Below are 25,689 nucleotides of genomic sequence, written 5' to 3'. Positions count from 1 at the left end.
GCTATGGGCGCAGCCCTTGCGGGAGGCGCACTTGCCTCCCACACTCGAGATCGGTGTCACCGCGTCGCCGCGGTGACGTCATGCGTGGAGGAGCGCATTGGCAATGCAATTCGTGACAGTGGAAGATCGCGCCGCGATCGAGGCTGAGAAACCTTGGTCCGAGCGGGGGCTGCCCGAGAGCCTGCACGCCTGCCTCGCGCAGACCGCCGCGCGCTTCGGGGATCGACCGGCGGTGAGCTTCCAGTTGCTCTCCGGGGCGAAGGATCCGGCCGAGACGTTGAGCTGGTCGCAGTTGGAAAGCCGCGTCAACCAGGCCGCCAACCTCTTTCGCAGCCTCGGCGTGCAGGAGGGCGACGTCGTCGCGATGGTGCTGCCCAATTGCACCGAGGCGCTGCTTACCGTTCTCGGCGCGGCCACCGCGGGCACCGTCGCCCCGATCAACCCGTTGCTCGAGCCCGAGCAAATCGCGGCGCTGCTGCGCGAGACCGGCGCGCGGGTCGTGGTAACGCTGAAGTCCTTCCCCAAGACCGACATCGCGCAGAAGCTGGCCGAGGCCTGCCGCCATGCGCCGCGGGTGGTCACGGTGCTCGAGGTCGATCTCAACCGCTACCTCACCCCGCCGAAGCGGTGGCTGGTGCCGCTGCTGCGCCCCAAGCTGCCGCGTACCCACCACGCCGACATCAAGTGCTTCAACGCCGAGCTGACGCGTCAGCCGACCGGGCTGACCTTCACCCCGTCGACCGAGGACCGCGCCGCCGCCTATTTCCACACCGGCGGCACCACCGGCATGCCCAAGGTCGCGCAGCACCGGGTGTCGGGGATGCTCTACAACGGCTGGCTCGGCTCGCGCCTGCTGTTCCGCGAGACCGACAACGTCATGTGCCCGCTGCCGCTGTTCCACGTCTTCGCCACCGAGGTGGTGATCATGTCGGCGATCGCCTCGGGCGCGCATGTGGTGCTGCCGACCCCGGCGGGCTACCGCGGCGACGGGGTCTTCGACAATTTCTGGAAGCTCTGCGAGCGCTGGAAGATCAGCTTCATGATCACCGTGCCCACCGCGGTCTCGGCGCTGATGCAGCGCAGGGTGGACGCCGATATCTCGACCATGCGCTACGCCTTCTCGGGCTCGGCGCCGATGCCGACGGAGCTGTTCAAGCGCTTCGAGGAGGTCGCGGGCCTGTCGATCTGCGAAGGCTACGGGCTGACCGAGGCGACCTGCCTCGTGTCGGTGAACCCGCCCGACGGGGTGAAGAAGATCGGCTCGGTGGGCTTTCCGCTGCCCTACACCGAGGTGAAGATTGTCCGGCAGACCGACGCGGGCCCGCAGGAATGTCCGACCGACGAGATCGGCGAGATCTGCGTGTCGAACCCCGGCGTGACACCGGGTGCCACCTACACCGACGCCGAGCGCAACCGGAACCTCTACGTCGAGGGCCGCTTCCTGCGCACCGGCGATTTGGGCCGGCTCGATGCGGACGGCTACCTGTGGATCACCGGCCGGGCCAAGGACGTGATCATCCGCGGCGGTCACAATATCGACCCGGGCGAAATCGAGGACGCGCTGATGACCCATCCGGCGGTGGCCGTGGCGGCGGCGATCGGACAGCCCGACTCGCATGCCGGCGAGCTGCCCTGCGCCTATGTCGAGCTGGTCGCGGGGGCGATGGTCACCGAAGAAGAGCTCCTGTCCCACGCACGGGTGCACATCCACGAACGGGCGGCCTGGCCGAAACACCTCGAAATCCTGTCCGAGATTCCGAAAACGGGAATCGGCAAGGTATTCAAGCCCGACCTGCGAAAAAGGGCGATCGCGCGGGTCTACGACGCGGCGCTGGAGGCCGGGGGGCTGACGGCGCGCGTCGATGGGGTGATCGACGACCGGCGGCGCGGGCTGGTTGCGCAGCTGCGGCGCAGCGCCGACGACGACAGGGCAATCGCGCGCTGCCTCGGGGCGTACACGCGGCCCTGGGAATGGCGCGACGCGGAGAGCTGAGTCAGCAGGGCCCCTTGGCGCAGAAGATCTCGTAGAGCAGGCCGATCACCCGCGCGGTGTCCTCGGTGGCGAGGCTGTAGTAGATCGTCTTGCCGTCGCGACGCGTGTTCACGAGGCCCTCTTCGCGCAGGCGTGCCAGCATCTGGCTCACCGCCGCCTGGCGCATGCCGAGCAGCCCTTCGAGCTCGCCCACGGACTTCTCGCCCGAGCCGAGGTGGCACAGGATCATCAGGCGCCCTTCGTGGGCCAGTGTCTTCAGAAAGCCGGCGGCATTGCGCGCGTTCTCGGCCATTTCCTCGGGCGGGGGGGTGAGTGTCGTGTCCTTCACCATCGGTGCCTCTGCAAAAGTATGTTTCGAAATATAGGGTGCGTGCCGCGGAAAACGAGTTGCTCGCCGCGGCGAAGCGTGGCTAGGGACGATGTCTTGCGTCTCGATGGCTGATCGCTGGTAGCGCAACCCTCAGTGGAATGACAAGGGCTCGCCAGATATTCCCCCTTATTTTTATGAGGGTAGCCCTGTTTCTTGGCGATTCGTCGCAATCGACAGGGCGCTGCCGGTGGCCAGCAGGAGCTGCGGCAGGGCAAGCAATTCGACGTAGCGTCGCGACGTCTCGGTCCCGGGGGTGGCGGCCAGCGAGCTCTTCAGCGCCTGCACATGTGCGGCCAGCGCCGCGAGAGTCGCCCTGTCCGGCGCGCGATTCCGCAGCACGCAGACGAGCCGGGTCGCCCACTCCGCCAGCGCGGTGAGGGCGCTCCGCTCCGGGCCCCAGCCCCGGTCGCCCAGGTTCAGCGCGGCCGCCAACGCCGGGCGCAGTACGTCGGCGCTCTCGCCGCCATAGCTCACGCAGAGCAGGGCCTCGCGCAGCGCCGGAAGCTCCGCCTTGAGAACGGCCAGATCGTCGCCCGCAGGAAGAGCATCTATGCCGGCCTCGAGCTGGGTCAGCACCTGCCGCAGGCGCAGCGCCAGCGCGCAATCCTGCAGGTCGCCCGGCAGGGCGCCTTGGCCGAGGTACTGGGCGTAGTCCGGCGCCTGCATCAGCGTCTCGAATGCGCGCAGCAGGGGCGGCACCACGCTGCCGGCCTTGGTCGTATCCTGCGCCAGCGCGCCGGGGTCGATCTGTAGCTCGAGCGAGGCGCGGTGGATGGCCTTGGCGGCGGTCTCGGGGATCAGCCCGGCCTCGCCCTGCACCTTGGCCAGCGTGCCCGCGACGATCATGATCGCCCGGACCTCGGCGCTGTCGGAGAACAGCTTGGCGAGATCCCCGGCGGGGAAGAGGCGGTGCAGGTGGGCGCTGTCGAAAGGCGTGGCGGACATGGGTCAGCTCCGGGCGATACGGTCCAGAAGGGCGGCGAGGCCCTCGGGGTCGGACAGGAAAGGCGAATGCGCGCTGCTCATGTCGTAGACCTCGTCGCTTGGCAAGACCGACGCCATGGCACGCTGGTGGTCGGGCGGCACCGCCATGTCCTGCGAACACAGGATGTAGCTGCGCGGCACCTGCTCGACCCGGCCCGAAAGCGAGACGCGGTCCTTCTGGGTCGCGATCGGCTGCGGCGTGAGATGGCGCGCGGCGCGGTCCACCAGCGCGTCGGGGCAGTCGTGGTAGAACTTTTCGCGGATCATCGCGGGGTCGAAATGGAAGGTCGCGCCACCTTCGTCACGCCGGATCGCCTCGTTCAGCGGCTGCTCGGGCCAGGCGCGGCTGAGGCTGGTGACGCTGTCACCATCGCTGGGCAGGAAGGCGCAGAGGTAGACAAGCCGGGCGAACTTCTCGGGGCGCAGGTCGGCGGCCTGGGTCGCGGGCACGCCGGACATGGAATGGGCGACGACGATGGTCGGCGCGTCGAGCGCGCCCAGGATGGCATCGACGTAGTGCTGCAGCGTGACCTGATCGCGCGGCGTGGTATCTGCGCCATGGCCGGGCAGGTCTATGGCGCGGGCGGCGTGGCCGCGCTCTTCCAGCGCCGCGATCACGTCGCGCCAGCACCAGGCCCCGTGCGAAGCGCCGTGGATCAGCAGGAAATGTGCCATCAGATGTGCCCCTGTCCCCTGAGGAAGTCCGTGAGGATCTGCCCGTATTCGGCGGGCTTCTCGACGAAGGGAAGATGCCCGGCACCGCGGATCAGCGCGAATTGCGAGCCGAGCACGAGCTCGGTCGTCTCGCGCACCATGTCGGGCGGGGTGGAGCCGTCGTCGCTGGCGGCGATGCCGAGCAGCGGCAGGCGCAGGCCCGAGGTGGGGGTGATGAAATCGGTCCCGGCGATGGCGGCGGCGCAGCCCATGTAGCCCTTTGCGGGCGTTCGGGTGAGCATGTTGCGCCAGGGCTTGATCGCCTCGGAGGCGCGGAACTTGCGGGTGAACCAGCGCTCCAGCACCGCATCCGCGATGGCCTCGACGCCGCCCTTCTCGACCTCGGCGATGCGAGCCTCCCAGATCTGCCGGGTGCCGATTTTGGCGGCGGTGTTCGACAGCACCGCGGCGCGTACGAGGTCGTGGCGCTTGGCCGACAGCCCCTGCGCCACCATGCCGCCGATCGACAGGCCGACGAAGACCGCATCTCGGAACCCCGTGTGCTCCATCAGCCGTTCGGCGTCGCGCACCAGAGCGCCCATGGAATAGGGCGGCTCGGGGCAGTCCGACAGACCATGGCCGCGCATGTCGTAGCGCAGGATCCGCAGCCCCCCGGGGAGGTGCGGCAGCAGCCCGTCCCAGAGCCGGAAGTCGGTGCCCAGCGAGTTGGCCAGCACCAGCGGCGCGCCCTCCTCGGGGCCGTCGATGCGGTAGTGAAGTCGGACATCGCCGAGATCGGCCATGAGCATGGCGGGGGCCTCCCTTGAACTTGCGGCGGACCCTAGCGGGCGGCGCGGCGAGAGAAAAGGCGATCGGGCGCCACGGCCCATGCTCCGCCCATGCGCATCGCGCGGCGCCAGTGCAGATTGACACCCGCGCCCGCCGCCTGCTAGCAGGCGCGCCTTGATGACATACGAAGAGGCGCGGGGACACCAATGGCACGCAAGAAGGGTCGCGACATTTCCGGCTGGCTGATCGTCGACAAACCGGCGGGCATGACCTCGACCTCGGTGGTCAACAAGGTCCGCTGGGCGCTGGCGGCGAAGAAGGCGGGCCACGCGGGCACGCTCGACCCCGAGGCGACCGGCGTTCTGGCCGTGGCGCTCGGCGAGGCGACCAAGACCGTGCCCTACATCACCGACGCGATGAAGGCCTACCGCTTCGTGGTGCGCCTGGGGCAGGCGACCAACACCGACGATGCCGAGGGCGAGATCCTGCGCGAGAGCACCGAGCGCCCTTCCGACGACGTGATCAAGGAAGCGCTGCATCAGTTCGTCGGCGACATCCAGCAGGTGCCGCCGCAGTTCTCGGCGGTGAAGGTCGATGGCGAGCGCGCCTACAAGCGGGCGCGGGACGGCGAGGAGATGGAGCTGTCCGCCCGTCCGCTCTTCGTGGAATCGCTGATCATGCTCGAGCGGCTCGACGCCGATCATGTCGAACTGGAGATGGTCTGCGGCAAGGGCGGCTATGTGCGCTCGATCGCCCGCGACCTCGGCGAGGCGCTCGGCTGCCACGGCCACGTGCTGCGCCTGCGCCGGGTCTGGTCCGGGCCCTTCGAGGCCTCGGACGGGATCGGCGTCGAGGAGATCGACGCGCTGGCCAAGACGCCCGAGCTGGATGAAAAGCTGCTGCCGTTGCAGGTGGGCCTTGCCGATCTGCCCGAGCTGCGCTGCACCCCCGAGGGCGCGGCGCGTCTGCGCAACGGCAACCCCGGCATGGTCATCCCTGGCGAGGCCGAATACGGCGACGAGGCCTGGGCGTCGTTCCAGGGCAAGCCGATCGCCGTGGGCATCTTCAAGGCCGGTGAGCTGCACCCGAACCGGGTGTTCAACCTCGACTGAGGCTCAGCCCAGCATCTTCAGCCAGCGCCGCAGCGCATCCAGCGACTCGGGTTCGTCGAGGAAGGGCACATGGCCGCGGCCGGGGATCTCGGCGGCGATCATATCCGGTCGGCGACGCTGCATCTCGGCGAAGGTTTCGGCGGTCAGCAGTGTCGAGCCATCGCCGCGCAGGGCGCAGAGCGGCAGGCCCTTGAAGGCATCGAAAAGCGGCCAGAGGTCCGGCGCGGGCTGCGCGCCTGCTTCGAGCACCGCGTCGCGCAGCCGCGGGTCGTATTGGATCTGCAGCCCTTCCGGCGTCGCGCGGTAGAACTTCGTCACCTCCTCCATCCAGCGCCCCGGCGGCACGTCCCTGAAGGCGGTCATCCCCATGGCCATTTGCTCGGCGGCCTCGTCGTAGGTCTTCCACGCCGGGTTGCGGCCGATGTAATCCTTGATGACCGCGAGCCCTGCGTCGCCGATCTCGGGGCCGATGTCGTTGAGCGCGACGCCGCGCAGCCGCTCCTTGACCGTCGCCGCCAGCACCATGGCGATCAGCCCGCCGCGCGAGGTGCCGAGCACCGCCACCTGCTTCAGCCCGAGGTGGTCCATCAATTCCACCGCATCGCGGCCCTCGATCGGGATGGTGTAGCTGGCGTGGTCGGTCCAGTCGGACTGCCCGCGCCCGCGGTAGTCCATGCGGATCATCCGGACTTTCGCCGGGTCGAGATGCGGCGCCAGATAGTCGAAGTCGCGCCCGTCGCGGGTCAGCCCGGCGAGGCAAAGCAGCGGGATGCCGTGGCCCTCGTCGGTGTAGTGGATCTTCAGGCCGTCGGATGTGGTGAACTCGGGCATCACAGAAGCTCCGGGATTGTGGTCAGGTCAGGCAGCACGTGCTGCGGCTGGCCGGGCAGGCAGTCCATGGGCTCGTCGGCGCGGTTGACCCAGGCGGTGACGAAGCCGTAAGCCGCCGCGCTGCCCGCGTCCCAGCCGTTGGAGGAAACGAACAGCACCTCGCCCGGTTCCGTGCCGAAGCGCTGGCCGACGAGATCGTAGACCGCGCGGGCGGGTTTGAAGACCCCCACGTCCTCGACCGAGAGGACGGCGTCGAGATAGCTTTCGAGCCCGGCGCTGGAGACGGCGCCGTCCAGCATGTCGGGGCTGCCGTTGGACAGGATCGCGCAGGCGAGGCCGCGGGCCTTCAGCGTGGCAAGCAGTTTCGGCACCTCGGGGTAGGGTGAAAGCTCCCAGTAGAGGCCGAGCAGGGTCTCGCGCAGGTCGGGATCGCTCAGTCCATGGTGCTCCATGGCCCAGTCGAGCCCGTCCTGTGTCACCTGCCAGAAGCTGCAGTGATCGCCGGTCACTGCGCGCAGCCAGCTGTATTCGAGCTGCTTGCGCCGCCAGTCGGCGGAAAGCGCGGGCCAGACCTCGGCCAGCGCCGCCTGTCCCGGCGCCTCGGCGGCGCGGCGGGCGGCGGCGGAGACGTCGAAGAGCGTGCCGTAGGCGTCGAAGACGCAGGTGGTGATCCTGGCGGTTTGCGTCATGGTTTGCGTCATGGGGCGTGCGGTCCTCCTCGCGATCCGGCGCAGGGTGGCACGGGCAGGGGCCTGTCGGAAGGGTGAATTTGCCGGGGGTTGGAAGGGGGCCAGACTGCGCCCGGGGCCTGTCCGGACATCCTCTTTGCAATCCCGGGGCAGGATGCTTAGGTTGGAGGGGAGAGCAAACGAGCACCCGCCGCGACAGGTGGCCTCGTCCCATCCACAGAACTTTCCCAAACAGATCGGAGACACCCCATGACGCAGGTCAAGACCGGCGACACCGTGCGTATTCATTACACCGGCACTCTGAACGACGGCACCACCTTCGATTCCAGCGCGGGTCGCGACCCGCTGGAGTTCCAGGTCGGCTCGGGCCAGATCATCCCCGGCCTCGACAAGGCGATGCCCGGCATGACCGTCGGCGAGAAGAAGACCGTCGAGGTCTCCTCCGAGGAAGCCTATGGCCCGGTCCACGCCGAGGCGCGCCAGGCCGTGCCGCGCGCCGACATTCCCGACAACATCCCGCTCGACCTGGGCACCCCGCTGCAGATGCAGACGCCGACCGGCCAGGTGGTGCAGGTGACCGTGGTCGAGGTGACCGACACCGAGGTCACGCTCGACGCCAACCACCCGCTCGCGGGCAAGGATCTGACCTTTGCCATCGAGCTGGTCGAGATCGCCTGATCTGGGCTGATCGCCCGGGGCTGCGGCCCTGTTGAAATTGAGAACGGCGCGGGGGTGTCCCGCGCCGTTTTGCTGTTCGGGTGGCGGAGCGCGCCGGGTGGGTGCCGGCCCAAGGGAACGGCGTCGTCCATCGGGCGTGAACCGTCCCGCCTCGATGGACCACCGCGCGCCCGGCGGCCCTTGGCCTTGTGCCGGGCGGGCTCCCGTCCTCAGCCCAGCGTCAGGATGGTCTGGCCGGTGGTCTTGCGGGCCTCGAGCGCGCGGTGCGCCTCGGCGACGTCTTCCAGCGGGAAACGCTGGTCGATGCGGATCTTCACCGCGCCGGAGGCGACCTTGCCCATCAGCATCGCCGCCATCTCCTGGCAGGCGGCCGGATCGGCGATATGGGCAAAGAGCGTAGGCCGGGTGACCTTTAGCGAGCCTTTCTGTGCAAGGATGCCGAGGTTGAAGGCCTCGACCGGGCCGGAGGCATTGCCGAAGGAAATCATCATCCCCAGTGGTTTCAGGCAGTCGAGCGAGCCCATGAAGGTCGAGGCGCCGATCGAGTCCATCACCACGTCGACACCCTTGCCATCGGTCAGCTCGCGGGTGCGCTTGGTGAAATCCTCGGTGTTGTAGTTGATGCAGGCATCGGCGCCATGGTCGAGCGCCAATTGGCACTTCTCGTCCGAGCCGGCGGTGCCGATCAGCCGGATGCCCTCGGATTTCGCCCATTGGCAGGCGATGAGCCCGACGCCCCCCGCGGCGGCGTGGAACAGAACCGTGTCGCCCTTTTTGAGCGGCGTCGTGCGGTGGAAGAGATACTGGACGGTCAGCCCCTTCAGCATCATCGCCGCACCATCTTCGAACGAGATCTCGTCCGGCAGCTTGCAGACCTGCGCGGCGGGCATCACCCGCGCCTCGGTATAGGCGCCCGGAGGGGTGGAGGCATAGGCGGCGCGGTCGCCGGGGGCGAGATGGGTGACGCCTTCGCCGACCGCCTCGATCACCCCGGCGGCCTCCATGCCGAGCGCATGCGGCAGCTCCAGCGGGTAGAGCCCCGAGCGCTGGTAGCAGTCGATGAAGTTGAGGCCGCAGGCCTTGTGGCGGATGAGGATCTCGCCCGGGCCGGGCGTGCCCAACGGCCAGTCGACCAGCTTGAGCGCCTCGGGGCCTCCGTTTTCCTCGATGATGACGGTGCGGGCTGTCTCGGCCATGGTCGTGTCCTCCTGTCTGACGTTTGCGCCAGACCCTGCGACGCGGCGCCGGCGGGGGCAAGGGGGCACGTTTGCCGCCCGATGGGCGCATCTCGCCGAGGTGATGCACCGCGAGCGGGTTTCGTGCTAGACTTGCGTCATACGCGCGACCGATCCGTCTGGCTTTCGGCGCGTGCCATGGCCGGACCCGCGATTGGCGCTGCGCGCGACGCCAAGGGAGGAGACTCATGGCACACACACCTCATACGATCGGCAACCCGCTGAGCTGGGCGGCACAGCAGCTCTCGGCGGCGGGTTCGCATGTCTCGGCCGCGACGCGCGAGCTCGGGACGGACCACGCCCACACCCCGCGCCGGGTGCGGACGATGGAGATGTCGGACATCTCCGACTCGCTGCGCGCGGGCTGGGAGGACTTCAAGGCCTGCCGCAGCGACGTGCTGTTCATCGTGCTCATCTACCCCGTGATGGGGTTGCTGCTGATGGGCATGGCGTTTCACCAGGCGCTGCTGCCGCTGCTGTTCCCCATGGCCGCGGGCTTTGCCATCGTCGGGCCAATGGCCGCGGTCGGGCTCTACGAGATGAGCCGGAGGCGCGAGATGGGTCTCGAGGCGAGCTGGCGCGATGCCTTCGCGGTGCTGAGTTCCCCGGCGTTCGGGGCGATGCTGGTGATGGGGCTCTACCTCATCGCGCTGTTCTGCGCGTGGATGCTGACGGCGCATTTCATCCACCTGGTGACCATGGGGCCGGCCACGCATCAAAGCATGGGGGCGTTCCTCGACCAGGTGTTCAACACCGCGGGCGGTTGGTGGATGATCGTGCTGGGCTGCGGCGTGGGCTTTGTCTTCGCGCTTGTGGCGCTGGCGGTCTCGGTGGTTTCGTTCCAGCTGCTGCTGCACCGGCACGTCGGCGCGCCGGTGGCGGTGATGACCTCGGTGCATGTGCTGCAGAAGAACCCGAAGGTCGTGCTTTGCTGGGGCGCGGTCATCGCGGTGCTGCTGGTGCTGGGCTCGCTGCCGCTGCTGCTGGGGCTGATGGTGGTGCTGCCGCTGCTCGGCCACGCAAGCTGGCACTTCTACCGCCGCGCGGTTGCGTAAGAGCTCATCGGGCGGGAGGCTGACCCGCCCGGAACGAGGCGGAGCCGCCGGGAGGGCGCCCCGCCCGCCGTGACGGGCAGGCGACCTCCGGGCGTGCGTTGTGCTTCGATTAGCTGACCTTCAGGACGATCTTGCCGACGTGGGTCGAGCCTTCCATGCGCGCGTGCGCCTCGGCGGCCTGATCCAGCGCGAAGTCCGAGTCCATGACCGGCGCGACGCGGCCCGCCTCGAGCAGCGGCCAGACCTGCGCGCGCAGGGCCTGCGCGATGCGCGCCTTGGCCAGATCGCTCTGCGGCCGCAGGGTCGAGCCGGTGATCGTCAGCCGGCGCATCATCACCTGCGCGAAGTTCAGCTCCGCCTTGGGGCCCTGCAGGAAGGCGATCTGCACCAGCCGTCCCTCGTCGGCCAGCGCCTTGACGTTGCGCGGGATGTAGTCGCCCCCGACCATGTCGAGGATCAGGTTCGCCCCGCCAAGCCCGCGCATGACCTCGACGAAATCCTCCTCGCGGTAGTTGATCGCCCGCTCGGCGCCGAGCTCTTCGCAGGCGGCGCATTTGTCCGCCGAGCCGGCGGTGGCGAAGACCCGCGCGCCAAAGGCGCTGGCGAGCTGGATCGCGGTGGTGCCGATGCCCGAGGAGCCGCCATGCACCAGGAAGCGCTCACCCGCCTGCAGCCCGCCGCGCTGGAAGACGTTGCTCCAGACGGTGAAGAAGGTCTCGGGCAGGCAGGCCGCCTCGCGCAGGCCCATGTCCTGCGGCACGGGCAGGCAATGGGCGGCGGGGGTGGCGACGTAGTCGGCATAGCCGCCGCCGGGCAGCAGGGCGCAGACCTGATCGCCCACGGCAGGCCAGATGACGCCGGGGCCGGTGGCGATGACCTCGCCGGAGCATTCGAGCCCGGGCAGGTCCGAAGCGCCGGGGGGCGGCGCGTAGCTGCCGGCGCGCTGCAGAGCGTCGGGGCGGTTCACCCCGGCGTAGGCCACGCGGATCACCACCTGGCCGTGGCTGGCTTCGGGAACGGGGCGCTCGGTCAGGCGCAGCACCTCGGGGCCGCCGGGCTGCGAGATCTCGACGGCGCGCATGGTCTTGGTCATTGGTGGTCCTGTCTTGCTGTCGTGCTGGGAGGGCAGGGGGCTCAGCGCGGCGCGGTCCAGCCGCCCGGCAGCCCGTGGCGCGGGCTTTTCGGGGCGCGCAGCTTGCCGAGCACCTTCTCGGGGCCCGCCGCCAGCACCTTGCCCAGCACCGGGGTGCCGCGCATCTTCGCCTTGGTCTTCTCGAAGCGCATGACGTCCTCGATCCGCCGGTCGAGGAATTCCCAGGTGGCCTGATTGTCGGGCGAATCGTCGCCCAGCCAGAACAGCACGGTCGAGGAATAGACGGCGCTCAGCGTGGCGCGCTTGGTGTACCAGTTGAAATCGCGCGAGGTGTCCCCCAGCTCTGTCCAGATGCGGTCGGCGGTGCCCCAGATCAGCTTGGCGCCGTCGGGGGCGTACATCGGCAGCGCAAAGAGCGCTGTTCCGCGGCGCACCGCCTCGCGGTCGTCCACGGCCTCGATCCGGGTGCGGACGGCCAGTGCCACGCGATCGCGGAAGCGCATCTCGGACTGGTCTATCTCTTTGAGACGCGCGGCCATCGTCTCGTCGCCGCGCCGATGGAAGGCGATCGCCATTTCCACCGCGCCGCGCGGATAGAGCCCGCGGGCCACCACCGGGTCGATCCCGGAATCACTTGCCGCCGCGCGGAAGGTCGTCTCGGACCAACCGTCGAAGGCGACATGGTTCAGCGCCGCATCCAGCAGGCGCCCGGCAATTTCTTCACTCATGGGGCCTCTCCTTCGACTCAATGGGTAGGAGTCTAGACAAGATTGGCAACCCTTGCTATAGACCGGGCTCCTGCAATTTCCTTGCAACTCAAAACTAGAAAGGTGGTGAAAACCACATGCAGGTTAGTGTTCGCGACAACAACGTCGATCAGGCGCTCCGCGCCCTGAAGAAGAAGCTGCAGCGCGAAGGCGTGTTCCGTGAAATGAAGCTTCGGCAGCATTTCGAGAAACCGTCCGAGAAGAAGGCTCGCGAGAAAGCCGAGGCTGTCCGCCGTGCCCGCAAGCTGGCGCGCAAGAAGGCTCAGCGCGAAGGTCTCCTCTGAGTTTACGCTCGTGAGATCATTCTCGTGAGGTCAGGCAGCTGACCTTCCGACACGAAGAAGTTGACGACCCCCGGGGCTCTGCCTTTCGGGGGTTTGTCGTTTCTGGGGGGTGCGCACCCTGCAGGCGCTTCGATGGCTGCAAAAAGAAAACCCCGGGTGCGGAGCCCGGGGTTTTCTTTTGTCAGTGCTGTGCGGGGATGCTGCTCAGCTCGGCCCGATCATGAAGCAGGTCACCTGGCGGGCCTGAAGGCGGCGGCAGGCGAGGTCTGCCGTCTCGCGCGAGAGCCCCATGAAGTTCGCGTCGAAGCCGCCCGAGCGGTCGACCACCTTGCGCAGCGAGCCGTCCAGCGTAGCGGTTTCCATCAGCGCGGTCTTCAGCAGCACCTTCTCGGCGGCGTAGCGGCTCGGGTAGCGGCCGACGTTGATCCCCCAGTGGCGTCCGCCCGAGGTGGAGACGCGGGTGACCACCTCCTGCGCGGCGGGTTCCGCCGCCGCGACGGCGACTGCCGCCGGTTCTGCCACCACTTCGGTCGCCACCGCGGCGGCCGGCGCCGGCGCGCTGACCAGAGCCATGGCCTGCGGGCGGCGCACGGGCTTGATCGAGGCATCGGGGGCGATGCCGGTGTCACCCTCGGCGACCACCATGGCTTCGGCGACGTCCGCGATGTTGATGGGGTCGGGCGTGACGGCGACGGCAGGGGCCACGGCGGCGACCTGCACGGTTTCCAGCACGCTGGTGATGTCATCCTCGACACCCGCCACCAGCGGCGCCACGTCGGAGCTGCTTACCCCGGGGCGGATCTGCGGGCGCAGGCTCTTGGTCACGGCGGCCGCCGCCACCCTGATCGACTTGCCGCGCAGGCCGGAATCATCGGCATCCGCGCCGGCGACCATCATGTCGCTGCCGCCGACGCGGCCCATGTAGGGCGGCTTGGCGGGGCGGCGCAGGGCGACATTGGTCGCGGCGCGCTTGAAGCCGAGGTTGAGCAGTTCGGCACTCTTGGCATTGCGGGCGGCGGTGGAGGTGCCGCCGAAGACCACCGAGATGATCCGCTCGCGGCCGCGTTCGGCCGAGGCGACGAGGTTGAAGCCCGCGGCACGGGTGTAGCCGGTCTTGATCCCGTCGGCGCCCTTGTAGGCGGCAAGGAAGCGGCGGTTGGTATTGGCGACCTCGCGCATGCCCGCGTCGGTGGTGCGGCGCGAGAAGAGGTTATAGTAGCCCGGGTAATCGTAGAGGATGTGCCGCCCCATGATCGCCATGTCGTGGGCGGTGGACAGGTGGCCTTCGGAGGTGAGGCCATTGGCGTTCTTGAAGGTGGTGCGGGTCATCCCCAGCGCCTTGGCCGTGCGGTTCATGCGGCGGGCAAAGGCGGCCTCCGAGCCCTCGATCGCCTCGCCGATGGCGGTAGCGGCGTCATTGGCCGATTTCACCGCGGCGGCGCGTACGAGGTAGCGGAGCTTGATCTTCTGTCCGGAGCGCAGACCCAGTTTCGAGGGCGGCTCGGCGGCGGCGTTCTTCGAGATGGTCACGACCGTGTCCATGCTGATTTCGCCGTGCTCGACCGCCTCGAAGGCGATGTAGAGCGTCATCATCTTGGTCAGCGAGGCCGGATGGAGCCGGGTCTCTGCGTTCTCGGAAAATAGGATTTCACCAGATCGGGCGTCCATCACCAGCGCGGCATAGGGTGCAGCCCACGCGCCGAGTGGCGCCACGAGGGCGAGCCAGATGAGTGTGAGAATGTACAGGCCTGCTCGGCCCGGTCGCTTCATGCGCCGTCCCGTCACGGTTTTCGCCTTCTCTGCCTCTCGCCTCCGGTTTTCCGGTGGCCAACTGTTCTAGTTTGGGAAAACGCTAGCACGGAGCGGCAAAAAAATAAAGTCTGCAATGCCTTGATTCTTCGGCGTTTTCTCGATCGTGAACTCCTATATTTGGTAGGAGCTGCTTGAGAGTACCACTATAGGGACGATTACGGCACGATTACGGCGGTTTGCCGGGACCTCGGGTCAGCCCAGCGTTTCCACAAGCTTGGCGAGTGCACCAAGGTGGGGAATCTCTCGGAAACGGGGATGATCGAGTTTCTCGTCATGCTCGAAGCTCCAGGCCAGGTCCTGCGGCACGAAGACCCCCCAGCCGCCGGCGCGGATCGCCGGATTGACGTCCGACTTCAGCGAATTGCCCACCATCATCGCGCCTTCCGCCCCGCCGGGGCTGGCGCCGAAGATACGGGCGTAGGTCTGCGGCTGCTTGTCCGAGACGATCTCGACGGCGTCGAAGAAATCGCCCAGCCCCGAGGCCGCCAGCTTGCGCTCCTGGTGCAGCAGGTCGCCCTTGGTGATCAGCACGAGGTGATGCTCCGGCGCCAGCGCCTCGACCGCCGCCTGCGCGTGCGGCAGCAGTTCGACCGGATGCGCGAGCATGTCCTGCCCGGCCTTGAGGATCTGCCCGATGACCGCGCCCGGAACGCGGCCCTCGGTGACCTCGACGGCGGTTTCGATCATCGACAGCACGAAGCCCTTCACGCCGAACCCGTAGTGGCCGATGTTGCGCGTCTCGGCGGCCAGCAGGCGCTCCTCGAGATGGTCGCGCTCGGCGTGATCGGCCAGCAGTTCGGCGAATCGCTCCTGTGTCAGCGTGAAGAAGCGCTCGTTGTGCCAGAGCGTATCGTCGGCATCGAAGCCGATTGTTTGCAGTTTCCGGGCCATATTGTCGCCTCTTCCCGCCACGGGTCTTTTCTCCGCGGCTCCTTGGATTTATATAGACCCTTCAAAGCCGGAACCGCAAAGCACACGCAAAGCAAAAGCGTCCCCGAGATGACCTACCCCGTCACGGCCCAGAAAGTCCTCATGTCCGACCGCAACGACCCCCGTGATGGCGAGGGCGATTCCGACGTCGTTCTGCAGACCAAGCCCAAGACCAAGCGCCCGCCGCTTTACAAGGTGCTGCTTCTGAACGACGACTACACGCCGATGGAATTCGTCGTGCACGTGCTCGAGCGCTTCTTCGGCATGACCCATGCCCAGGCCTTCGAGGTGATGCTCACCGTGCACAAGAAGGGCGTCGCCGTCGTTGGCGTGTTCAGCCACGAGATCGCCGAGACCAAGGTGGGGCAGGTCATGGATTTTGCCCGGCGTCACCAGCATCCGCTGCAATGCACCATGGAAAAGGAGTGATCCGCCCGACCCGGCGGCTCGACCATGTCTGATACCCGATTGAGTTTCGCGCTCGAGGGAGGTCTCGACCTGCCCTCCGAAGGGCGCATCCTGCTGCTTGGCGCCCCCGGTGACTTCGACGCCGGCGATCTGCCGCGCGAGCGGTGCACCGTCGTCCAGCGCCTTGCCCCCGATTACGACGCCTGGGAGCGCCGCGGCTGGACCGTCGCGCTGGCCCCCGAGGGGGAGTTTGCCGCTGCCATCGTCTTCCTGCCCCGCGCCCGCGACCGAGCCGAGGCCTGGATCGCCGAGGCCAACGCCGCCGCCAAGGGTGGCCTGGTGATCGTCGACGGCCAGAAGACCGACGGCATCGACGCCTGCCTGAAGGCGCTGCGCAAGCGCACCGAGATCATGGGGCAGGTCTCCAAGGCGCATGGCAAGACCATCTGGTTCACCGCCACCGATGCTTTCGTCGACTGGGCCAAGGGCCCGGCGCAACTGCCCGGCGGGCAGTGGACCGCGCCCGGCGTGTTCTCGGCCGACGGGCCGGACCCGGCCAGCGAGGCGCTGCTTGCGGCGCTGCCCGAGAAGCTCGGCGCCAATGTCGCCGATCTCGGTGCGGGCTGGGGCGGTCTGGCAAACGGCCTGCTGCGCCGCGAGAAGATCGCCGCGCTGCATCTGGTCGAGGCCGATCACGACGCGCTCGACTGCGCACGGCGCAATGTCACCGACGCGCGCGCGCAGTTCCACTGGGCCAACGCGCTCGACTGGCGCCCCCCGGCGCTGCTCGACGCGGTCGTCATGAACCCGCCCTTCCACACCGGGCGCAAGGCCGAGCCCTCGCTCGGCCAGGCCTTCATCGATGCGGCCGCGCGGGTGCTGAAACCCTCGGGCCAGCTCTGGCTCGTCGCCAACCGGCACCTGCCCTACGAGACCCGGCTTGCCGAACGCTTCCGCAATTCCGAGGAAATCGCAGGGGATTCGCGGTTCAAGATCCTGCACGCCTCTCGCCCGGGGCGCTGATCGCGGCTAGCTTGGCGCAAACATTCAAGGGATTCCCATGAGTTTTTCCATCGAAGGCAAGACCGCCATCGTCACCGGCGCCGCCAATGGCGTGGGCCTCGCGATCGCGCGGCACTTTGCATCCCGTGGTGCCAACGTCATGTTCGCGGACATGGACGAGAACCGGCTGGCCAAGGAATGCGGGCAGGTCGATGAAGAGAGCACCATGCGCTACTTCGCCGGCGACCTGCGCGAGAAGCTGACGCTGGCCAACCTGCTGTCGGCGACTCTCGACGCCTACGACAGGGTCGACATCCTGGTGAACGGCGCGCGACAGATCCTGCCCACCAACGTGCACGACTGCGAGGATGCCTCGCTCGAGACGATGATCGGCCAGAACCTGATGCCCGCGATGCGCCTGAGCCAGATCGTCGCCAAGCGGATGATCAAGCAGGCCGAGGGGCAGGACGTCCGCTGCGCCGGCACGATCATCAATATCTCGTCGATCGCCGCCGCGCGGGCCAACCCGCATCTGCTGGGTTACTCGGTCTCGGTCGCGGCGCTCGACCAGCTGACCCGCTCGATGGCGGTGTCGCTGGCGGAGCAGAAGATCCGGGTGAACTCGGTGGCCTTCGGCTCGCTGATGTCCTCGAGCCTGAAGAACATCCTCAAGGAGCATCCCGGCTACCGCGAGGAGATCGAGAAGCACACACCGGCCGGTCGTATCGCCGGGCCGGACGAGGTCTGCGAGGCGGTGCAGTTCCTTGCCTCCGAGGCGTCGGGCTTCATGACCGGCCAGATCATGACCGTGGATGGCGGCCGCACGCTGATCGACCCGGTCGGCACGCCGATGCACTGAGCCGGGCCTGGGGGGACGCACATGAGTGACGTATTTGACGAGCGCAAGACCCGCGCGTCGCATTGGTTTCGCGCGCTGCGCGACAAGATCGTCGACGCCTTCGAAGGGCTCGAGGACAGCCACGCCGAGGGACCGCTGTCCGAGCATGCGGCGGGCCGCTTCACCGTGACGCCCACCACCCGCACCGCCGACGACGGTAGCGACGCCGGCGGCGGGCTGATGAGCGTGATGCGCGGCGGCCGGGTGTTCGAGAAGGTCGGGGTGAACGTCTCGACCGTTTACGGCACGCTCGGCGCGGCGGCGCAGAAATCCATGGCGGCGCGCGGCGTGCCGGGAATCGAGGACGACCCGCGCTTCTGGGCCTCGGGGATCAGCCTTGTCGCCCACATGCAGAACCCGCACGCGCCTGCGGTGCACATGAACACCCGCATGTTCTGGACGCCGGGCGCCTGGTGGTTCGGGGGCGGCTCGGATCTCAATCCCTGCCTCGAGTACGAAGAGGACACGGCGCATTTCCACGCCACCCAGAAAGAGTACCTCGATCCGCACGGCGCGGCGCTCTATCCCGAGCTGAAGGCCTGGGCGGACGAGTATTTCTACATCCCGCACCGCAAGCGGGCGCGCGGCGTCGGCGGCATCTTCATGGACGACCGCAACACCGGCGATTGGGAGGCGGACTTCGCCCTGACGCAGGACATCGGCCGCGCCTTCCTGCCCGCCTACCTTCCGCTGGTCGAGAAACGCCGGAGCATGGGCTTCGGCGCGGCCGAGAAGGATGCGCAGCTCGTGCATCGCGGGCTCTACGCCGAGTACAACCTGGTCTACGACCGCGGCACCAAGTTCGGCCTCGCCACCGGACATGACCCGGATGCGGTGCTGATGAGCCTGCCGCCGCTGGCGAAATGGGTCTGACCCTCACCTGATCATCCGATGCGCCCCGCCCCTCTGGCGGGGCGCTGCGTTTCAGGGGGCTGGGGGCGCCGCGGGCTGCATGCAGGCTGGCGCGCCACGCGCAAACCCTGTATCGGGCAGGCCAACCCCTTTAGGAGAGCACGACATGGCCAAGACCTGGACCGCCTTCACCAAGCTGAGCGACAAGACCGCGGCCGAGGCCTTGGGCGAGGCCATCGAGGACATCGATCCCGAACCCACGGGCGTGGGCGTCTTCGAGATCGAAGACGGCACCGGCACCTGGGAGGTCGGCGGCTATTTCCTCGGCAAGCCCAACGACGTGGAACTGGCGCTGCTCGCCGCCGCCTTCAACGCCGAGCCTTTCGTCATCTCGGAAGTGCCGGACCAGGACTGGGTCGACAAGGTGCGCCGCGAGCTGACCCCGGTCGAGGCCGGGCGCTTCTTCGTCTACGGTTCGCATGACGCCGACAAGATCCCCGAGGGCGCCGAGCCGCTTCTGATCGAGGCCGCCATGGCCTTCGGCACCGGCCACCACGGTACCACGCTGGGCTGCCTGCGCGCGCTCGACCGCCTGTCGAACGAGGGCATGGTTGGCCAGAACGTCGCTGACATCGGCTGCGGCACCGCGGTGCTCGGCATGGCCGCCGCGCGCATCTGGCCCAACCCGGTAATCGTGTCGGACATCGACGAGGTCGCCGTGGAAGTGGCCGAGGCGAACGTGCGGGCCAACAACCTCGAGGGAAAGGTGATCTGCGTCGAGGCCGCGGGCTTCGGTCATCCCGATCTTGCCGCCCGCGCGCCTTTCGATCTCGTTTTTGCCAATATCCTCAAGCAACCGCTGATCGATTTGGCCCCTGATATGGCGGCGCATCTCGCGCCCGGCGGTTACGCGATCCTGTCGGGCATCCTGATCCGGCAGGCCGATGAGGTCGTCGAAGCCTATGCTGCACAGGGTGTTGAGCTGACCCGCCGCGACGAAATCGGTGAGTGGGTGACGCTCACGCTGCGCAAGCCTTCGTGATCGAAACGCGGCAGGCTTGCCGCGCTTCTGCCAAATTTCTGCCGTGCTTTCCCGTCAAATACGCTCTGTATTTGTATGGTAACGAGGGCTGTCGCGGTATGGAAAGCGCTCTGAAAAGATTCGAGCGCCGTCAGCGCGCTATCCGGCACAAGCACCGGAAGTTGGCGCATGGCTACGTCACGAAATTGAATCGAAACGGCGTGATCGAACACCGCCCGCGCCGCGCGCTGAAGGCGCCGCGGTTTGGAAGTGTTCTGGTCGCGCTGCTGAGCTTCCTGGCCTTCAAGGGCCTGATGCTCGCCAGCCTTGGTGCCGAGAACTACGGCGAACACCTGGCGCTGCTCACCAATGGCAGTGTGTGGGACAAGCTGGGCGCCTGGCTGCTCGGTGTGGACCCGGTCACGCTCTGGATCGGGCAGCACCTGCAGGTTTTCCTGCGCTGAGGGATCGCGGGGCCTCGGCCTCGCACCTCCGCTGGGTCCGGGCTAGTCCGGACATGAGAAAGGCCGCTGTCCTGGTCGGGACAGCGGCCTTTATGCATGATCTCGCATGAGATCAGCGGCGACGTGCGATCGCGGGGATGTCGGCGCGGCTCAGGCCGATATCGTCGAGTTCACGGTCGGTGAGAGCCATCAGGCTCTTGCGGGTCAGACGGGTGTCGTTCCACTCGGCGATCATGCCGAAAAGGGTAGCGAAGAGGCCGGCCGAGCGGGGGGTCTCATCAGCGGCGACGGGCGCGAAGCCGGTGACGAAGACGTTGCCGATGCGGCCTGCCAGACCAGCGGCGCCGGAGGCGTCGCGCGAGTAGTCATAAGCAGCCATGGGTCAGTGTCCTTGTCCAGAAGTTTTCAAAGTGCCTGAATTCTGAGCGGGAGATAGAGCCGCCGCAGAATTCTAACAACTGGTCAAAAATGCATGGGGGCCCTGCAGTTTTCACATAGCACGTAAAATGAGCATAATCCCCGTAAAATAACCCAAAAATCAGGCACAAAGTGTCGCGCGGAGACTTCCGAATGTCGTCTTTGGATGCCGGACGCGGTGCCGACGTGCATCGCTGGCCGAACGAAAAAAATGCACCCGGGCGAGGGCTTGGCGGATGTTCGCGTTTCGTGCTACTCCGGAGGCAGAAAAACAAGAACGGGCAGGCAGAAAATGCGGGTGATCGGAATCGATCCCGGCCTCCGGCACATGGGCTGGGGGGTGATCGACGCGGAGGGCAGTCGCTTGCGGCATGTCGCGAACGGCACATGCGATTCGGGGCAGGGCACGCTGGCGGCGCGCCTGCTCACGCTGCACGAACAGCTTACCGATGTGCTGCACCGCTGGCAGCCCGAGATCGCCGCCGTCGAACAGACCTTCGTCAACCGCGACGGGGCGGGCACGCTGAAGCTCGGGCAGGCGCGCGGCATCGCCATGCTGGTGCCGGCGCAATTCGGGCTCGAGATCGGCGAATACGCTCCCAACAAGGTCAAGAAGACCGTGGTCGGTGTCGGCCACGCGGAAAAGGCGCAGGTGGACCACATGGTGCGGATGCAGTTGCCGGGCGTCGTCATCGACAGCCCCGACGCGGCGGATGCACTGGCCATCGCGATTTGTCACGCGCATCATCAGGGCGCGCAGAGAATGAAGGTAAAGGCATGATCGGACGGATCGCCGGACGGGTGGATTACAAGGGCGACGATCACGCGCTGATCGACGTGCGGGGCGTGGGCTACGTGGTCTATTGCTCCGAGCGGGTGCTGATGACGCTGGCCCCGGGTGAGGCGGCGGCGCTCTACACCGACCTGCTGGTGCGCGAGGATTTGCTGCAGCTCTACGGTTTCCCCTCGCTGGTGGAAAAGGAATGGTTCCGCCTGCTGATGTCGGTGCAGGGCGTCGGCGCCAAGGCCTCGCTCGCCATCCTCGGTACGCTGGGGCCGGACGGGGTGAGCCGGGCGATCGCGCTCGGGGACTGGAACGCCATCAAGGCGGCCAAGGGCATCGGCCCGAAGACCGCGCAGCGCGTGGTGAACGAGCTGAAGGACAAGGCCCCGATGGTTATGGCCATGGGCGCGGGGCAGGTGACCTCGGCTGACGACGTGGTGATCGAGGACGCGCCGGCCGCAACACCCGCGCCCGCGGCGCCGCGCAAGGCTCCGGCGCCGAAACCCAACGCCTCGGCGCAATCCGAGGCGCTCTCGGCGCTCGGCAATCTCGGCTACGCGCCGGGCGAGGCGGCGTCGGCGGTGGCGCAGGCGGCGGGCGAGGATCCGGAGGCCGAGACCCCCGCGCTGATCCGCGCCGCGCTGAAGCTGCTGGCGCCGAAGGGATAAACCATGGTCGGATCCGATCCCACCCTGCGTCCCGAGCCGCTGCCCGAGGACGAGGGCCGTGCGCTGCGCCCGCAGATGCTGGGCGACTTCATCGGCCAGGCCGAGGCGCGCGCCAACCTGCGGGTGTTCATCCAATCGGCCCGATCGCGGGGCGAGGCGATGGACCACACGCTGTTCCACGGCCCCCCGGGCCTTGGCAAGACGACGCTGGCGCAGATCATGGCGCGCGAGCTGGGGGTGGGCTTCCGCATGACGTCCGGGCCGGTGCTGGCCAAGGCCGGAGACCTGGCGGCGATCCTGACCAACCTCGAGGCGCGGGATGTTCTGTTCATCGACGAGATCCACCGGCTCAACCCGGCGGTCGAAGAGGTGCTCTACCCGGCGATGGAGGATTTCGAGCTCGACCTGGTGATCGGCGAGGGGCCCGCCGCGCGCACCGTGCGGATCGAGCTGCAGCCCTTCACGCTGGTCGGGGCGACCACGCGGCTCGGCCTGCTGACCACGCCGCTGCGCGACCGCTTCGGCATTCCGACCCGGCTGCAGTTCTACACCGAGGACGAGCTGCACGAAATTGTCAGCCGCAATGCCGCCAAGCTGGGCGTGCGGGCCGAGCCCGAGGGCGCGCGCGAGATCGCCCGCCGCGCCCGCGGCACGCCGCGGATCGCCGGGCGGCTGCTGCGCCGGGTGGTGGATTTCGCCGTGGTCGAGGGCGGCGGCGTCGTCTCCCGCGAACTGGCCGACGGCGCGCTGACGAGGCTCGGGGTGGACCAGCTCGGCCTCGACGGCGCCGACCGGCGCTACCTGACCCTGATGGCCGAGAATTACTCCGGCGGGCCGGTGGGGATCGAGACCCTCTCGGCGGCGCTCTCGGAAAGCCGCGACGCGCTCGAGGAGGTGATCGAGCCCTACCTGCTGCAGCAGGGGCTGATCCAGCGCACCCCGCGTGGGCGCATGCTGGCGCAGCGGGCCTGGGATCACCTCGGGCTGCCGATGCCGCGTCCGCAGGGGCCGGGGCAGGGGACGCTCTTCGACGGCTGACGCGGCGCGGACATCTTGCGCGGCGGCGCCCGGCATGGCAGGTGGAGCGCCGCACGGCGGCTGCTGCGCCGTGCGTATTTGCCAAAGAGAAGAAGGGGCGAACCATGGACGCGGCCGAGGTCGAAGCGCTGTTTACCCGCGATGACGGGACTTACCTCTGTGCCCGCTGGGGGCGGCCGCTGGTGCCCATCGTCTTCGGCATCGAGGACGCGACGCTTTCGGTGGTCAAGGGCGCCTTCGAGGTGGTCTGCGCCATGTCGGGCCACAAGATGGCCGAGCATGACCCGGAGCTTGGTGCAAACGTCATGGTCTTTTTCTTCCGCGACTGGGCCGAGCTGCTGGAGCTGCCGGACCTTGGCCGGATGATCGACGGGCTGCCCGAGATGGTCGGTCGCTTGCAGCAGAGCGGGGCGAACCAGTACCGGGTGTTCCGCTTCGACGCGGATGGGTCGATCAAGGCGGCCTTCGTCTTCCTGCGCATGGACGAGAGCCTGGCGCAGATGCCAGCCGAGGATCTTGCGCTGGCGCAGGTGGCGCAGGTGATGCTTACCTGGGGCAACGGCGCCTTCGCCGCCCGCTCGCCGCTGGGGCGGCTCGAGGACGGGCGGGTGGTGCTGCGCCCGGAGATCGGCGCGCTGATCCGCGCGGCCTACGATCCGGTGATGCCTGCCGCGGCGCGGGACAGCAGCCACGCGCTGCGGCTGGCGGCGCGGGTCGTGCTAGGCTGAGACGCCCGAGACCTGCCGGGCGATCTCGCGCAGGTGGCGCAGGTCGGTGCCGCAGCAGCCGCCGAGCACGCGCAGCCCCGGATGGCTGCGCTGCAGCGCCGCGAGCTGCGCACCCAGCTCCTCCGGATCGCCATCGTCGAGCGTTTCGCAGGCGTCCAGCTCCGCGTGGCTCTGACGCGAGGCATTTGCCACGATGCCCGCGAGATGCGCCTCCCATTCGCCGCCGTCGAAGGCCTCGGCGATGTGCTCGGGGTGGGCGCAGTTGACCATGATCGCCGCGGGCTCCGCCGCTCCGGCGAGGCGCTGCACCGCCTCCGACAGCAGCGTGCCGTCGGCGAGCCGGCCGTCGGTTTCCACGGTGAAGGCGATGAGCGCGGGGATGCCCGCCTCCTCCGCCGCCCGTGCGATGCCGATCGCCTCTCCGGCGGCGCCGAGCGTGTAGGCGCTGACCATGTCGGCCCCGGCCTCGGCTGCGGCGCGGACCTGCGGGCCGTGATAGGCGGCGGAGGCCTCGGCGGCCGCCATGCCGGGCTGGTAGCCGTCGCCCTGCGGGCCGATCTGCACGCTGATCCTGGTTGAGACGTCGAGGTGCGTCGCGGCCATCTCACGCAGCAGCGCCACCGCCTCCGCGGTCACGCGGGCGAGATCGACGGCGGCGTAGCCGAGGGGCGCGGCGCGGTCGGGGTTGGCCATCCACGTCGGCGTGTCGAGGATGATTCCCGCGCCGGTGTCGCGGCCGATGCCGATCAGCGCCTCGGCATAGCCACGCAGCCGGGCGCGCCCCTCGGTCTCGTCGATCATCGGAAAGGCGGCGAAATGCGGAAGATCGACGCCGTGGTTGAAGATCAGGTCGGTCTCCATCCCGGTCCATGCGATCCAGGTGCGGTCTGGGGTGAGCGTCATCGCGCAGGTCCTCCCTCAAGCCCAGGGCGATGGCTGGGCGGTGGCACGGAGTGTAGCACGAAAACCGCCGCTTGCCGCGGTGCGCGTGACGGAGGGGCCGGAAAGGCGAAAGGCCGCCCTTTCGGACGGCCCTTCGTGTGTGCCCTGACGTGGCTCGGGTGCCGATCAGACCTAGGCGCCGACCATGCCGACGATCTCGTAGGTCTTCTGCAGGATCGGGTCGGCGATCTTGCGGGCGCGGCCCGCACCGTCGGCGAGGATCGCGTCGATCTGCGCCGGGTCCTGCATCAGCCGGGCCATCTCGGTGGAGATCGGCGCCAGCTTGTCCACGGCCAGATCGACCAGCATCGGCTTGAACTCCGAGAACTGCTTGCCGCCGGCCATAGCCAGCACCTCGTCGACGCTCGACCCGGCGAGGGCGGCGTAAATGTTGACGAGATTGCGCGCCTCGGGGCGGCCTTCGAGGCCCTTGGCCTCCGACGGCAGTCCGTCGGGGTCGGTCTTGGCCTTGCGGATTTTCTTGGCGATGGCGTCGGCGTCATCGGTCATGTTGATGCGCGAGGCGTCCGAGGGGTCGGACTTCGACATCTTTTTGGAACCATCGCGGAGGCTCATGACGCGGGTGGCGGCGCCCTCGATCACCGGCTCGGTCATCGGGAAGAAATCGGTGCCGTAGTCGTGGTTGAACTTCGCCGCGATGTCGCGGGTCAGCTCGACGTGCTGCTTCTGGTCCTCGCCCACGGGCACGTGGGTGGCGTGATAGAGCAGGATGTCGGCGGCCATCAGCGCGGGATAGGCATAGAGGCCCAGCGAGGCCTTCTCGGCGTTCTTGCCGGCCTTGTCCTTGAACTGGGTCATCCGGTTCATCCAGCCAAGCCGCGCGACGCAGTTGAAGATCCAGCCGAGCTGGGCGTGGCCGGGGACCTGGCTCTGGTTGAACAGGATCGACTTTTGCGGATCGAGGCCGGAGGCGAGGTAGCCCGCGGTCAGCTCGCGGGTCTGCCGGCGCAGCGCCTCGGGGTCCTGCCAGACGGTGATTGCATGCATGTCGACGACGCAGTAGATCGTCTCCACCCCGCTGTCCTGCATGTCGACGAAACGCTTGATCGCGCCGAGGTAATTGCCAAGCGTCAGCCCGCCCGAGGGCTGGATGCCGGAAAACACGCGCGGCGTGAAAGCGGAATTGATGTCGCCCGCGTCGGACATGGGCTTCCTCCGTCTGGAAATTCG

The 25,689-nt window shown here is 68.1% G+C and carries 29 protein-coding genes; 15 read left to right on the top strand and 14 right to left on the bottom strand.

Annotation, left to right across the window (positions count from 1 at the left end):
- Nucleotides 1-103 precede the first annotated feature (103 nt).
- Nucleotides 104-1,993, top strand: coding sequence for an acyl-CoA synthetase (locus LC039_RS06035; protein WP_226622203.1), 1,890 nt, complete (start codon nt 104-106; stop codon nt 1,991-1,993).
- A 1-nt stretch (nt 1,994) separates the two neighbouring features.
- Here the strand turns inward: LC039_RS06035 and LC039_RS06030 are convergent, their stop codons facing one another.
- The 4 genes from LC039_RS06030 to pcaD form a co-directional block, all read right to left on the bottom strand.
- Nucleotides 1,995-2,324, bottom strand: coding sequence for an ArsR/SmtB family transcription factor (locus LC039_RS06030; protein WP_226622201.1), 330 nt, complete (start codon nt 2,322-2,324; stop codon nt 1,995-1,997).
- A 171-nt stretch (nt 2,325-2,495) separates the two neighbouring features.
- Nucleotides 2,496-3,308 (bottom strand): hypothetical protein, encoded by an 813-nt coding sequence (locus tag LC039_RS06025; RefSeq protein ID WP_226622199.1) that lies wholly within the window; start codon nt 3,306-3,308, stop codon nt 2,496-2,498.
- A 3-nt stretch (nt 3,309-3,311) separates the two neighbouring features.
- A complete protein-coding gene (locus LC039_RS06020; RefSeq protein WP_226622197.1) occupies nt 3,312-4,022 on the bottom strand; it encodes an alpha/beta fold hydrolase in 711 nt (236 codons plus the stop codon).
- The gene (gene pcaD / locus LC039_RS06015; protein ID WP_226622196.1) at nt 4,022-4,810 is read right to left on the bottom strand and encodes a 3-oxoadipate enol-lactonase; all 789 of its coding nucleotides are present in this window, start codon (nt 4,808-4,810) and stop codon (nt 4,022-4,024) included. The genes LC039_RS06020 and pcaD overlap by 1 nt, the downstream gene beginning before the upstream one ends.
- A 186-nt stretch (nt 4,811-4,996) precedes the next feature.
- Between pcaD and truB the strand changes: the two genes are divergently transcribed.
- Nucleotides 4,997-5,902, top strand: coding sequence for a tRNA pseudouridine(55) synthase TruB (gene truB / locus LC039_RS06010; RefSeq protein WP_226622188.1), 906 nt, complete (start codon nt 4,997-4,999; stop codon nt 5,900-5,902).
- A 3-nt stretch (nt 5,903-5,905) separates the two neighbouring features.
- Here truB and LC039_RS06005 read toward each other — a convergent pair whose 3' ends face one another.
- Both LC039_RS06005 and LC039_RS06000 read right to left on the bottom strand, forming a co-directional pair.
- The gene (locus LC039_RS06005) at nt 5,906-6,733 is read right to left on the bottom strand and encodes an alpha/beta fold hydrolase (RefSeq protein ID WP_226622186.1); all 828 of its coding nucleotides are present in this window, start codon (nt 6,731-6,733) and stop codon (nt 5,906-5,908) included.
- Nucleotides 6,733-7,422, bottom strand: a complete 690-nt coding sequence (locus LC039_RS06000) for a haloacid dehalogenase type II (RefSeq protein ID WP_226622185.1) — start codon at nt 7,420-7,422, stop codon at nt 6,733-6,735. Before LC039_RS06000 ends, LC039_RS06005 begins: the two co-directional genes overlap by 1 nt.
- A 249-nt stretch (nt 7,423-7,671) precedes the next feature.
- Between LC039_RS06000 and LC039_RS05995 the strand changes: the two genes are divergently transcribed.
- Nucleotides 7,672-8,100 carry an FKBP-type peptidyl-prolyl cis-trans isomerase gene (locus LC039_RS05995; RefSeq protein ID WP_095883930.1) on the top strand — a complete coding sequence of 143 codons (429 nt, stop codon included), beginning with the start codon at nt 7,672-7,674 and terminating at the stop codon, nt 8,098-8,100.
- Between the two features lie 209 nt (nt 8,101-8,309).
- On the opposite strand, the gene LC039_RS05990 is transcribed toward LC039_RS05995, so the two are convergent.
- Nucleotides 8,310-9,296, bottom strand: coding sequence for a quinone oxidoreductase family protein (locus tag LC039_RS05990; protein ID WP_226622183.1), 987 nt, complete (start codon nt 9,294-9,296; stop codon nt 8,310-8,312).
- Between the two features lie 227 nt (nt 9,297-9,523).
- Between LC039_RS05990 and LC039_RS05985 the strand changes: the two genes are divergently transcribed.
- On the top strand, nt 9,524-10,390 hold the full coding sequence (locus LC039_RS05985; protein ID WP_226622181.1) for a DUF2189 domain-containing protein: 867 nt from the start codon (nt 9,524-9,526) through the stop codon (nt 10,388-10,390).
- 109 nt (nt 10,391-10,499) lie between these two features.
- Here LC039_RS05985 and LC039_RS05980 read toward each other — a convergent pair whose 3' ends face one another.
- Complete coding sequence (locus tag LC039_RS05980) at nt 10,500-11,483, bottom strand: NAD(P)H-quinone oxidoreductase (protein WP_226622179.1); 984 nt, start codon at nt 11,481-11,483, stop codon at nt 10,500-10,502.
- Between the two features lie 41 nt (nt 11,484-11,524).
- Complete coding sequence (locus tag LC039_RS05975; protein ID WP_226622177.1) at nt 11,525-12,211, bottom strand: COQ9 family protein; 687 nt, start codon at nt 12,209-12,211, stop codon at nt 11,525-11,527.
- Nucleotides 12,212-12,327: 116 nt separating this feature from the next.
- On the opposite strand from LC039_RS05975, the gene rpsU reads away from it, so the two are divergent.
- Nucleotides 12,328-12,534, top strand: a complete 207-nt coding sequence (gene rpsU, locus LC039_RS05970; protein ID WP_008885097.1) for a 30S ribosomal protein S21 — start codon at nt 12,328-12,330, stop codon at nt 12,532-12,534.
- Nucleotides 12,535-12,738: 204 nt separating this feature from the next.
- On the opposite strand, the gene LC039_RS05965 is transcribed toward rpsU, so the two are convergent.
- Both LC039_RS05965 and LC039_RS05960 read right to left on the bottom strand, forming a co-directional pair.
- Nucleotides 12,739-14,304: a D-alanyl-D-alanine carboxypeptidase family protein gene (locus tag LC039_RS05965; RefSeq protein WP_226622175.1), complete on the bottom strand. Its 1,566-nt coding sequence runs from the start codon at nt 14,302-14,304 to the stop codon at nt 12,739-12,741.
- A gap of 234 nt (nt 14,305-14,538) precedes the next feature.
- Nucleotides 14,539-15,237 carry an HAD family hydrolase gene (locus LC039_RS05960; RefSeq protein WP_226622173.1) on the bottom strand — a complete coding sequence of 233 codons (699 nt, stop codon included), beginning with the start codon at nt 15,235-15,237 and terminating at the stop codon, nt 14,539-14,541.
- 141 nt (nt 15,238-15,378) lie between these two features.
- Here LC039_RS05960 and clpS point away from each other — a divergent pair, with 141 nt between their 5' ends.
- From clpS to LC039_RS05930, 6 genes are all read left to right on the top strand, one after another.
- Nucleotides 15,379-15,705 carry an ATP-dependent Clp protease adapter ClpS gene (gene clpS / locus LC039_RS05955; RefSeq protein ID WP_413463815.1) on the top strand — a complete coding sequence of 109 codons (327 nt, stop codon included), beginning with the start codon at nt 15,379-15,381 and terminating at the stop codon, nt 15,703-15,705.
- 24 nt (nt 15,706-15,729) lie between these two features.
- Nucleotides 15,730-16,707: a class I SAM-dependent methyltransferase gene (locus tag LC039_RS05950; protein ID WP_226622167.1), complete on the top strand. Its 978-nt coding sequence runs from the start codon at nt 15,730-15,732 to the stop codon at nt 16,705-16,707.
- Nucleotides 16,708-16,744: 37 nt separating this feature from the next.
- Entirely contained in the window at nt 16,745-17,545 is an 801-nt protein-coding gene (locus LC039_RS05945; RefSeq protein WP_226622165.1) for an SDR family NAD(P)-dependent oxidoreductase, read from the top strand.
- A gap of 21 nt (nt 17,546-17,566) precedes the next feature.
- On the top strand, nt 17,567-18,457 hold the full coding sequence (gene hemF, locus LC039_RS05940; protein ID WP_226622163.1) for an oxygen-dependent coproporphyrinogen oxidase: 891 nt from the start codon (nt 17,567-17,569) through the stop codon (nt 18,455-18,457).
- 145 nt (nt 18,458-18,602) lie between these two features.
- Complete coding sequence (locus LC039_RS05935) at nt 18,603-19,478, top strand: 50S ribosomal protein L11 methyltransferase (protein ID WP_226622158.1); 876 nt, start codon at nt 18,603-18,605, stop codon at nt 19,476-19,478.
- Entirely contained in the window at nt 19,445-19,921 is a 477-nt protein-coding gene (locus LC039_RS05930; RefSeq protein ID WP_226622402.1) for a hypothetical protein, read from the top strand. Before LC039_RS05935 ends, LC039_RS05930 begins: the two co-directional genes overlap by 34 nt.
- Before the next feature lie 112 nt (nt 19,922-20,033).
- Here LC039_RS05930 and LC039_RS05925 read toward each other — a convergent pair whose 3' ends face one another.
- Nucleotides 20,034-20,300, bottom strand: a complete 267-nt coding sequence (locus LC039_RS05925; protein WP_226622156.1) for a DUF1127 domain-containing protein — start codon at nt 20,298-20,300, stop codon at nt 20,034-20,036.
- 330 nt (nt 20,301-20,630) lie between these two features.
- On the opposite strand from LC039_RS05925, the gene ruvC reads away from it, so the two are divergent.
- The 4 genes from ruvC to LC039_RS05905 all read left to right on the top strand — a co-directional run bounded on the left by ruvC (nt 20,631) and on the right by LC039_RS05905 (nt 23,556).
- A complete protein-coding gene (gene ruvC / locus LC039_RS05920; RefSeq protein ID WP_226622154.1) occupies nt 20,631-21,119 on the top strand; it encodes a crossover junction endodeoxyribonuclease RuvC in 489 nt (162 codons plus the stop codon).
- The gene (gene ruvA / locus LC039_RS05915; RefSeq protein WP_226622152.1) at nt 21,116-21,790 is read left to right on the top strand and encodes a Holliday junction branch migration protein RuvA; all 675 of its coding nucleotides are present in this window, start codon (nt 21,116-21,118) and stop codon (nt 21,788-21,790) included. Before ruvC ends, ruvA begins: the two co-directional genes overlap by 4 nt.
- Nucleotides 21,791-21,793: 3 nt before the next feature.
- Nucleotides 21,794-22,828 (top strand): Holliday junction branch migration DNA helicase RuvB, encoded by a 1,035-nt coding sequence (gene ruvB / locus LC039_RS05910; protein ID WP_226622150.1) that lies wholly within the window; start codon nt 21,794-21,796, stop codon nt 22,826-22,828.
- 104 nt (nt 22,829-22,932) lie between these two features.
- On the top strand, nt 22,933-23,556 hold the full coding sequence (locus LC039_RS05905; protein WP_226622148.1) for a hypothetical protein: 624 nt from the start codon (nt 22,933-22,935) through the stop codon (nt 23,554-23,556).
- Here LC039_RS05905 and LC039_RS05900 read toward each other — a convergent pair.
- A complete protein-coding gene (locus LC039_RS05900; protein ID WP_226622146.1) occupies nt 23,548-24,459 on the bottom strand; it encodes a homocysteine S-methyltransferase family protein in 912 nt (303 codons plus the stop codon). The genes LC039_RS05905 and LC039_RS05900 overlap by 9 nt on opposite strands.
- Before the next feature lie 171 nt (nt 24,460-24,630).
- On the bottom strand, nt 24,631-25,665 hold the full coding sequence (gene trpS / locus LC039_RS05895; protein ID WP_226622145.1) for a tryptophan--tRNA ligase: 1,035 nt from the start codon (nt 25,663-25,665) through the stop codon (nt 24,631-24,633).
- Nucleotides 25,666-25,689: the final 24 nt, after the last annotated feature.

This window comes from Alloyangia pacifica, from assembly GCF_020524285.1.
Taxonomy (GTDB): Bacteria; Pseudomonadota; Alphaproteobacteria; order Rhodobacterales; family Rhodobacteraceae; genus Salipiger; species Salipiger pacificus_B.
This window is presented reverse-complemented; position numbering and strand designations above follow the sequence as displayed.

What these genes read in the sequence shown, in the direction of transcription:
- LC039_RS06035 (WP_226622203.1), top strand. Translation starts at nt 104, where the DNA reads ATGCAATTCGTGACAGTGGAAGATCGCGCCGCGATCGAGGCTGAGAAA.
- LC039_RS06030 (WP_226622201.1), bottom strand. Translation starts at nt 2,324, where the DNA reads ATGGTGAAGGACACGACACTCACCCCCCCGCCCGAGGAAATGGCCGAG.
- LC039_RS06025 (WP_226622199.1), bottom strand. Translation starts at nt 3,308, where the DNA reads ATGTCCGCCACGCCTTTCGACAGCGCCCACCTGCACCGCCTCTTCCCC.
- LC039_RS06020 (WP_226622197.1), bottom strand. Translation starts at nt 4,022, where the DNA reads ATGGCACATTTCCTGCTGATCCACGGCGCTTCGCACGGGGCCTGGTGC.
- pcaD (WP_226622196.1), bottom strand. Translation starts at nt 4,810, where the DNA reads ATGCTCATGGCCGATCTCGGCGATGTCCGACTTCACTACCGCATCGAC.
- truB (WP_226622188.1), top strand. Translation starts at nt 4,997, where the DNA reads ATGGCACGCAAGAAGGGTCGCGACATTTCCGGCTGGCTGATCGTCGAC.
- LC039_RS06005 (WP_226622186.1), bottom strand. Translation starts at nt 6,733, where the DNA reads ATGCCCGAGTTCACCACATCCGACGGCCTGAAGATCCACTACACCGAC.
- LC039_RS06000 (WP_226622185.1), bottom strand. Translation starts at nt 7,422, where the DNA reads ATGACGCAAACCGCCAGGATCACCACCTGCGTCTTCGACGCCTACGGC.
- LC039_RS05995 (WP_095883930.1), top strand. Translation starts at nt 7,672, where the DNA reads ATGACGCAGGTCAAGACCGGCGACACCGTGCGTATTCATTACACCGGC.
- LC039_RS05990 (WP_226622183.1), bottom strand. Translation starts at nt 9,296, where the DNA reads ATGGCCGAGACAGCCCGCACCGTCATCATCGAGGAAAACGGAGGCCCC.
- LC039_RS05985 (WP_226622181.1), top strand. Translation starts at nt 9,524, where the DNA reads ATGGCACACACACCTCATACGATCGGCAACCCGCTGAGCTGGGCGGCA.
- LC039_RS05980 (WP_226622179.1), bottom strand. Translation starts at nt 11,483, where the DNA reads ATGACCAAGACCATGCGCGCCGTCGAGATCTCGCAGCCCGGCGGCCCC.
- LC039_RS05975 (WP_226622177.1), bottom strand. Translation starts at nt 12,211, where the DNA reads ATGAGTGAAGAAATTGCCGGGCGCCTGCTGGATGCGGCGCTGAACCAT.
- rpsU (WP_008885097.1), top strand. Translation starts at nt 12,328, where the DNA reads ATGCAGGTTAGTGTTCGCGACAACAACGTCGATCAGGCGCTCCGCGCC.
- LC039_RS05965 (WP_226622175.1), bottom strand. Translation starts at nt 14,304, where the DNA reads ATGAAGCGACCGGGCCGAGCAGGCCTGTACATTCTCACACTCATCTGG.
- LC039_RS05960 (WP_226622173.1), bottom strand. Translation starts at nt 15,237, where the DNA reads ATGGCCCGGAAACTGCAAACAATCGGCTTCGATGCCGACGATACGCTC.
- clpS (WP_413463815.1), top strand. Translation starts at nt 15,379, where the DNA reads ATGTCCGACCGCAACGACCCCCGTGATGGCGAGGGCGATTCCGACGTC.
- LC039_RS05950 (WP_226622167.1), top strand. Translation starts at nt 15,730, where the DNA reads ATGTCTGATACCCGATTGAGTTTCGCGCTCGAGGGAGGTCTCGACCTG.
- LC039_RS05945 (WP_226622165.1), top strand. Translation starts at nt 16,745, where the DNA reads ATGAGTTTTTCCATCGAAGGCAAGACCGCCATCGTCACCGGCGCCGCC.
- hemF (WP_226622163.1), top strand. Translation starts at nt 17,567, where the DNA reads ATGAGTGACGTATTTGACGAGCGCAAGACCCGCGCGTCGCATTGGTTT.
- LC039_RS05935 (WP_226622158.1), top strand. Translation starts at nt 18,603, where the DNA reads ATGGCCAAGACCTGGACCGCCTTCACCAAGCTGAGCGACAAGACCGCG.
- LC039_RS05925 (WP_226622156.1), bottom strand. Translation starts at nt 20,300, where the DNA reads ATGGCTGCTTATGACTACTCGCGCGACGCCTCCGGCGCCGCTGGTCTG.
- ruvC (WP_226622154.1), top strand. Translation starts at nt 20,631, where the DNA reads ATGCGGGTGATCGGAATCGATCCCGGCCTCCGGCACATGGGCTGGGGG.
- ruvA (WP_226622152.1), top strand. Translation starts at nt 21,116, where the DNA reads ATGATCGGACGGATCGCCGGACGGGTGGATTACAAGGGCGACGATCAC.
- ruvB (WP_226622150.1), top strand. Translation starts at nt 21,794, where the DNA reads ATGGTCGGATCCGATCCCACCCTGCGTCCCGAGCCGCTGCCCGAGGAC.
- LC039_RS05905 (WP_226622148.1), top strand. Translation starts at nt 22,933, where the DNA reads ATGGACGCGGCCGAGGTCGAAGCGCTGTTTACCCGCGATGACGGGACT.
- LC039_RS05900 (WP_226622146.1), bottom strand. Translation starts at nt 24,459, where the DNA reads ATGACGCTCACCCCAGACCGCACCTGGATCGCATGGACCGGGATGGAG.
- trpS (WP_226622145.1), bottom strand. Translation starts at nt 25,665, where the DNA reads ATGTCCGACGCGGGCGACATCAATTCCGCTTTCACGCCGCGCGTGTTT.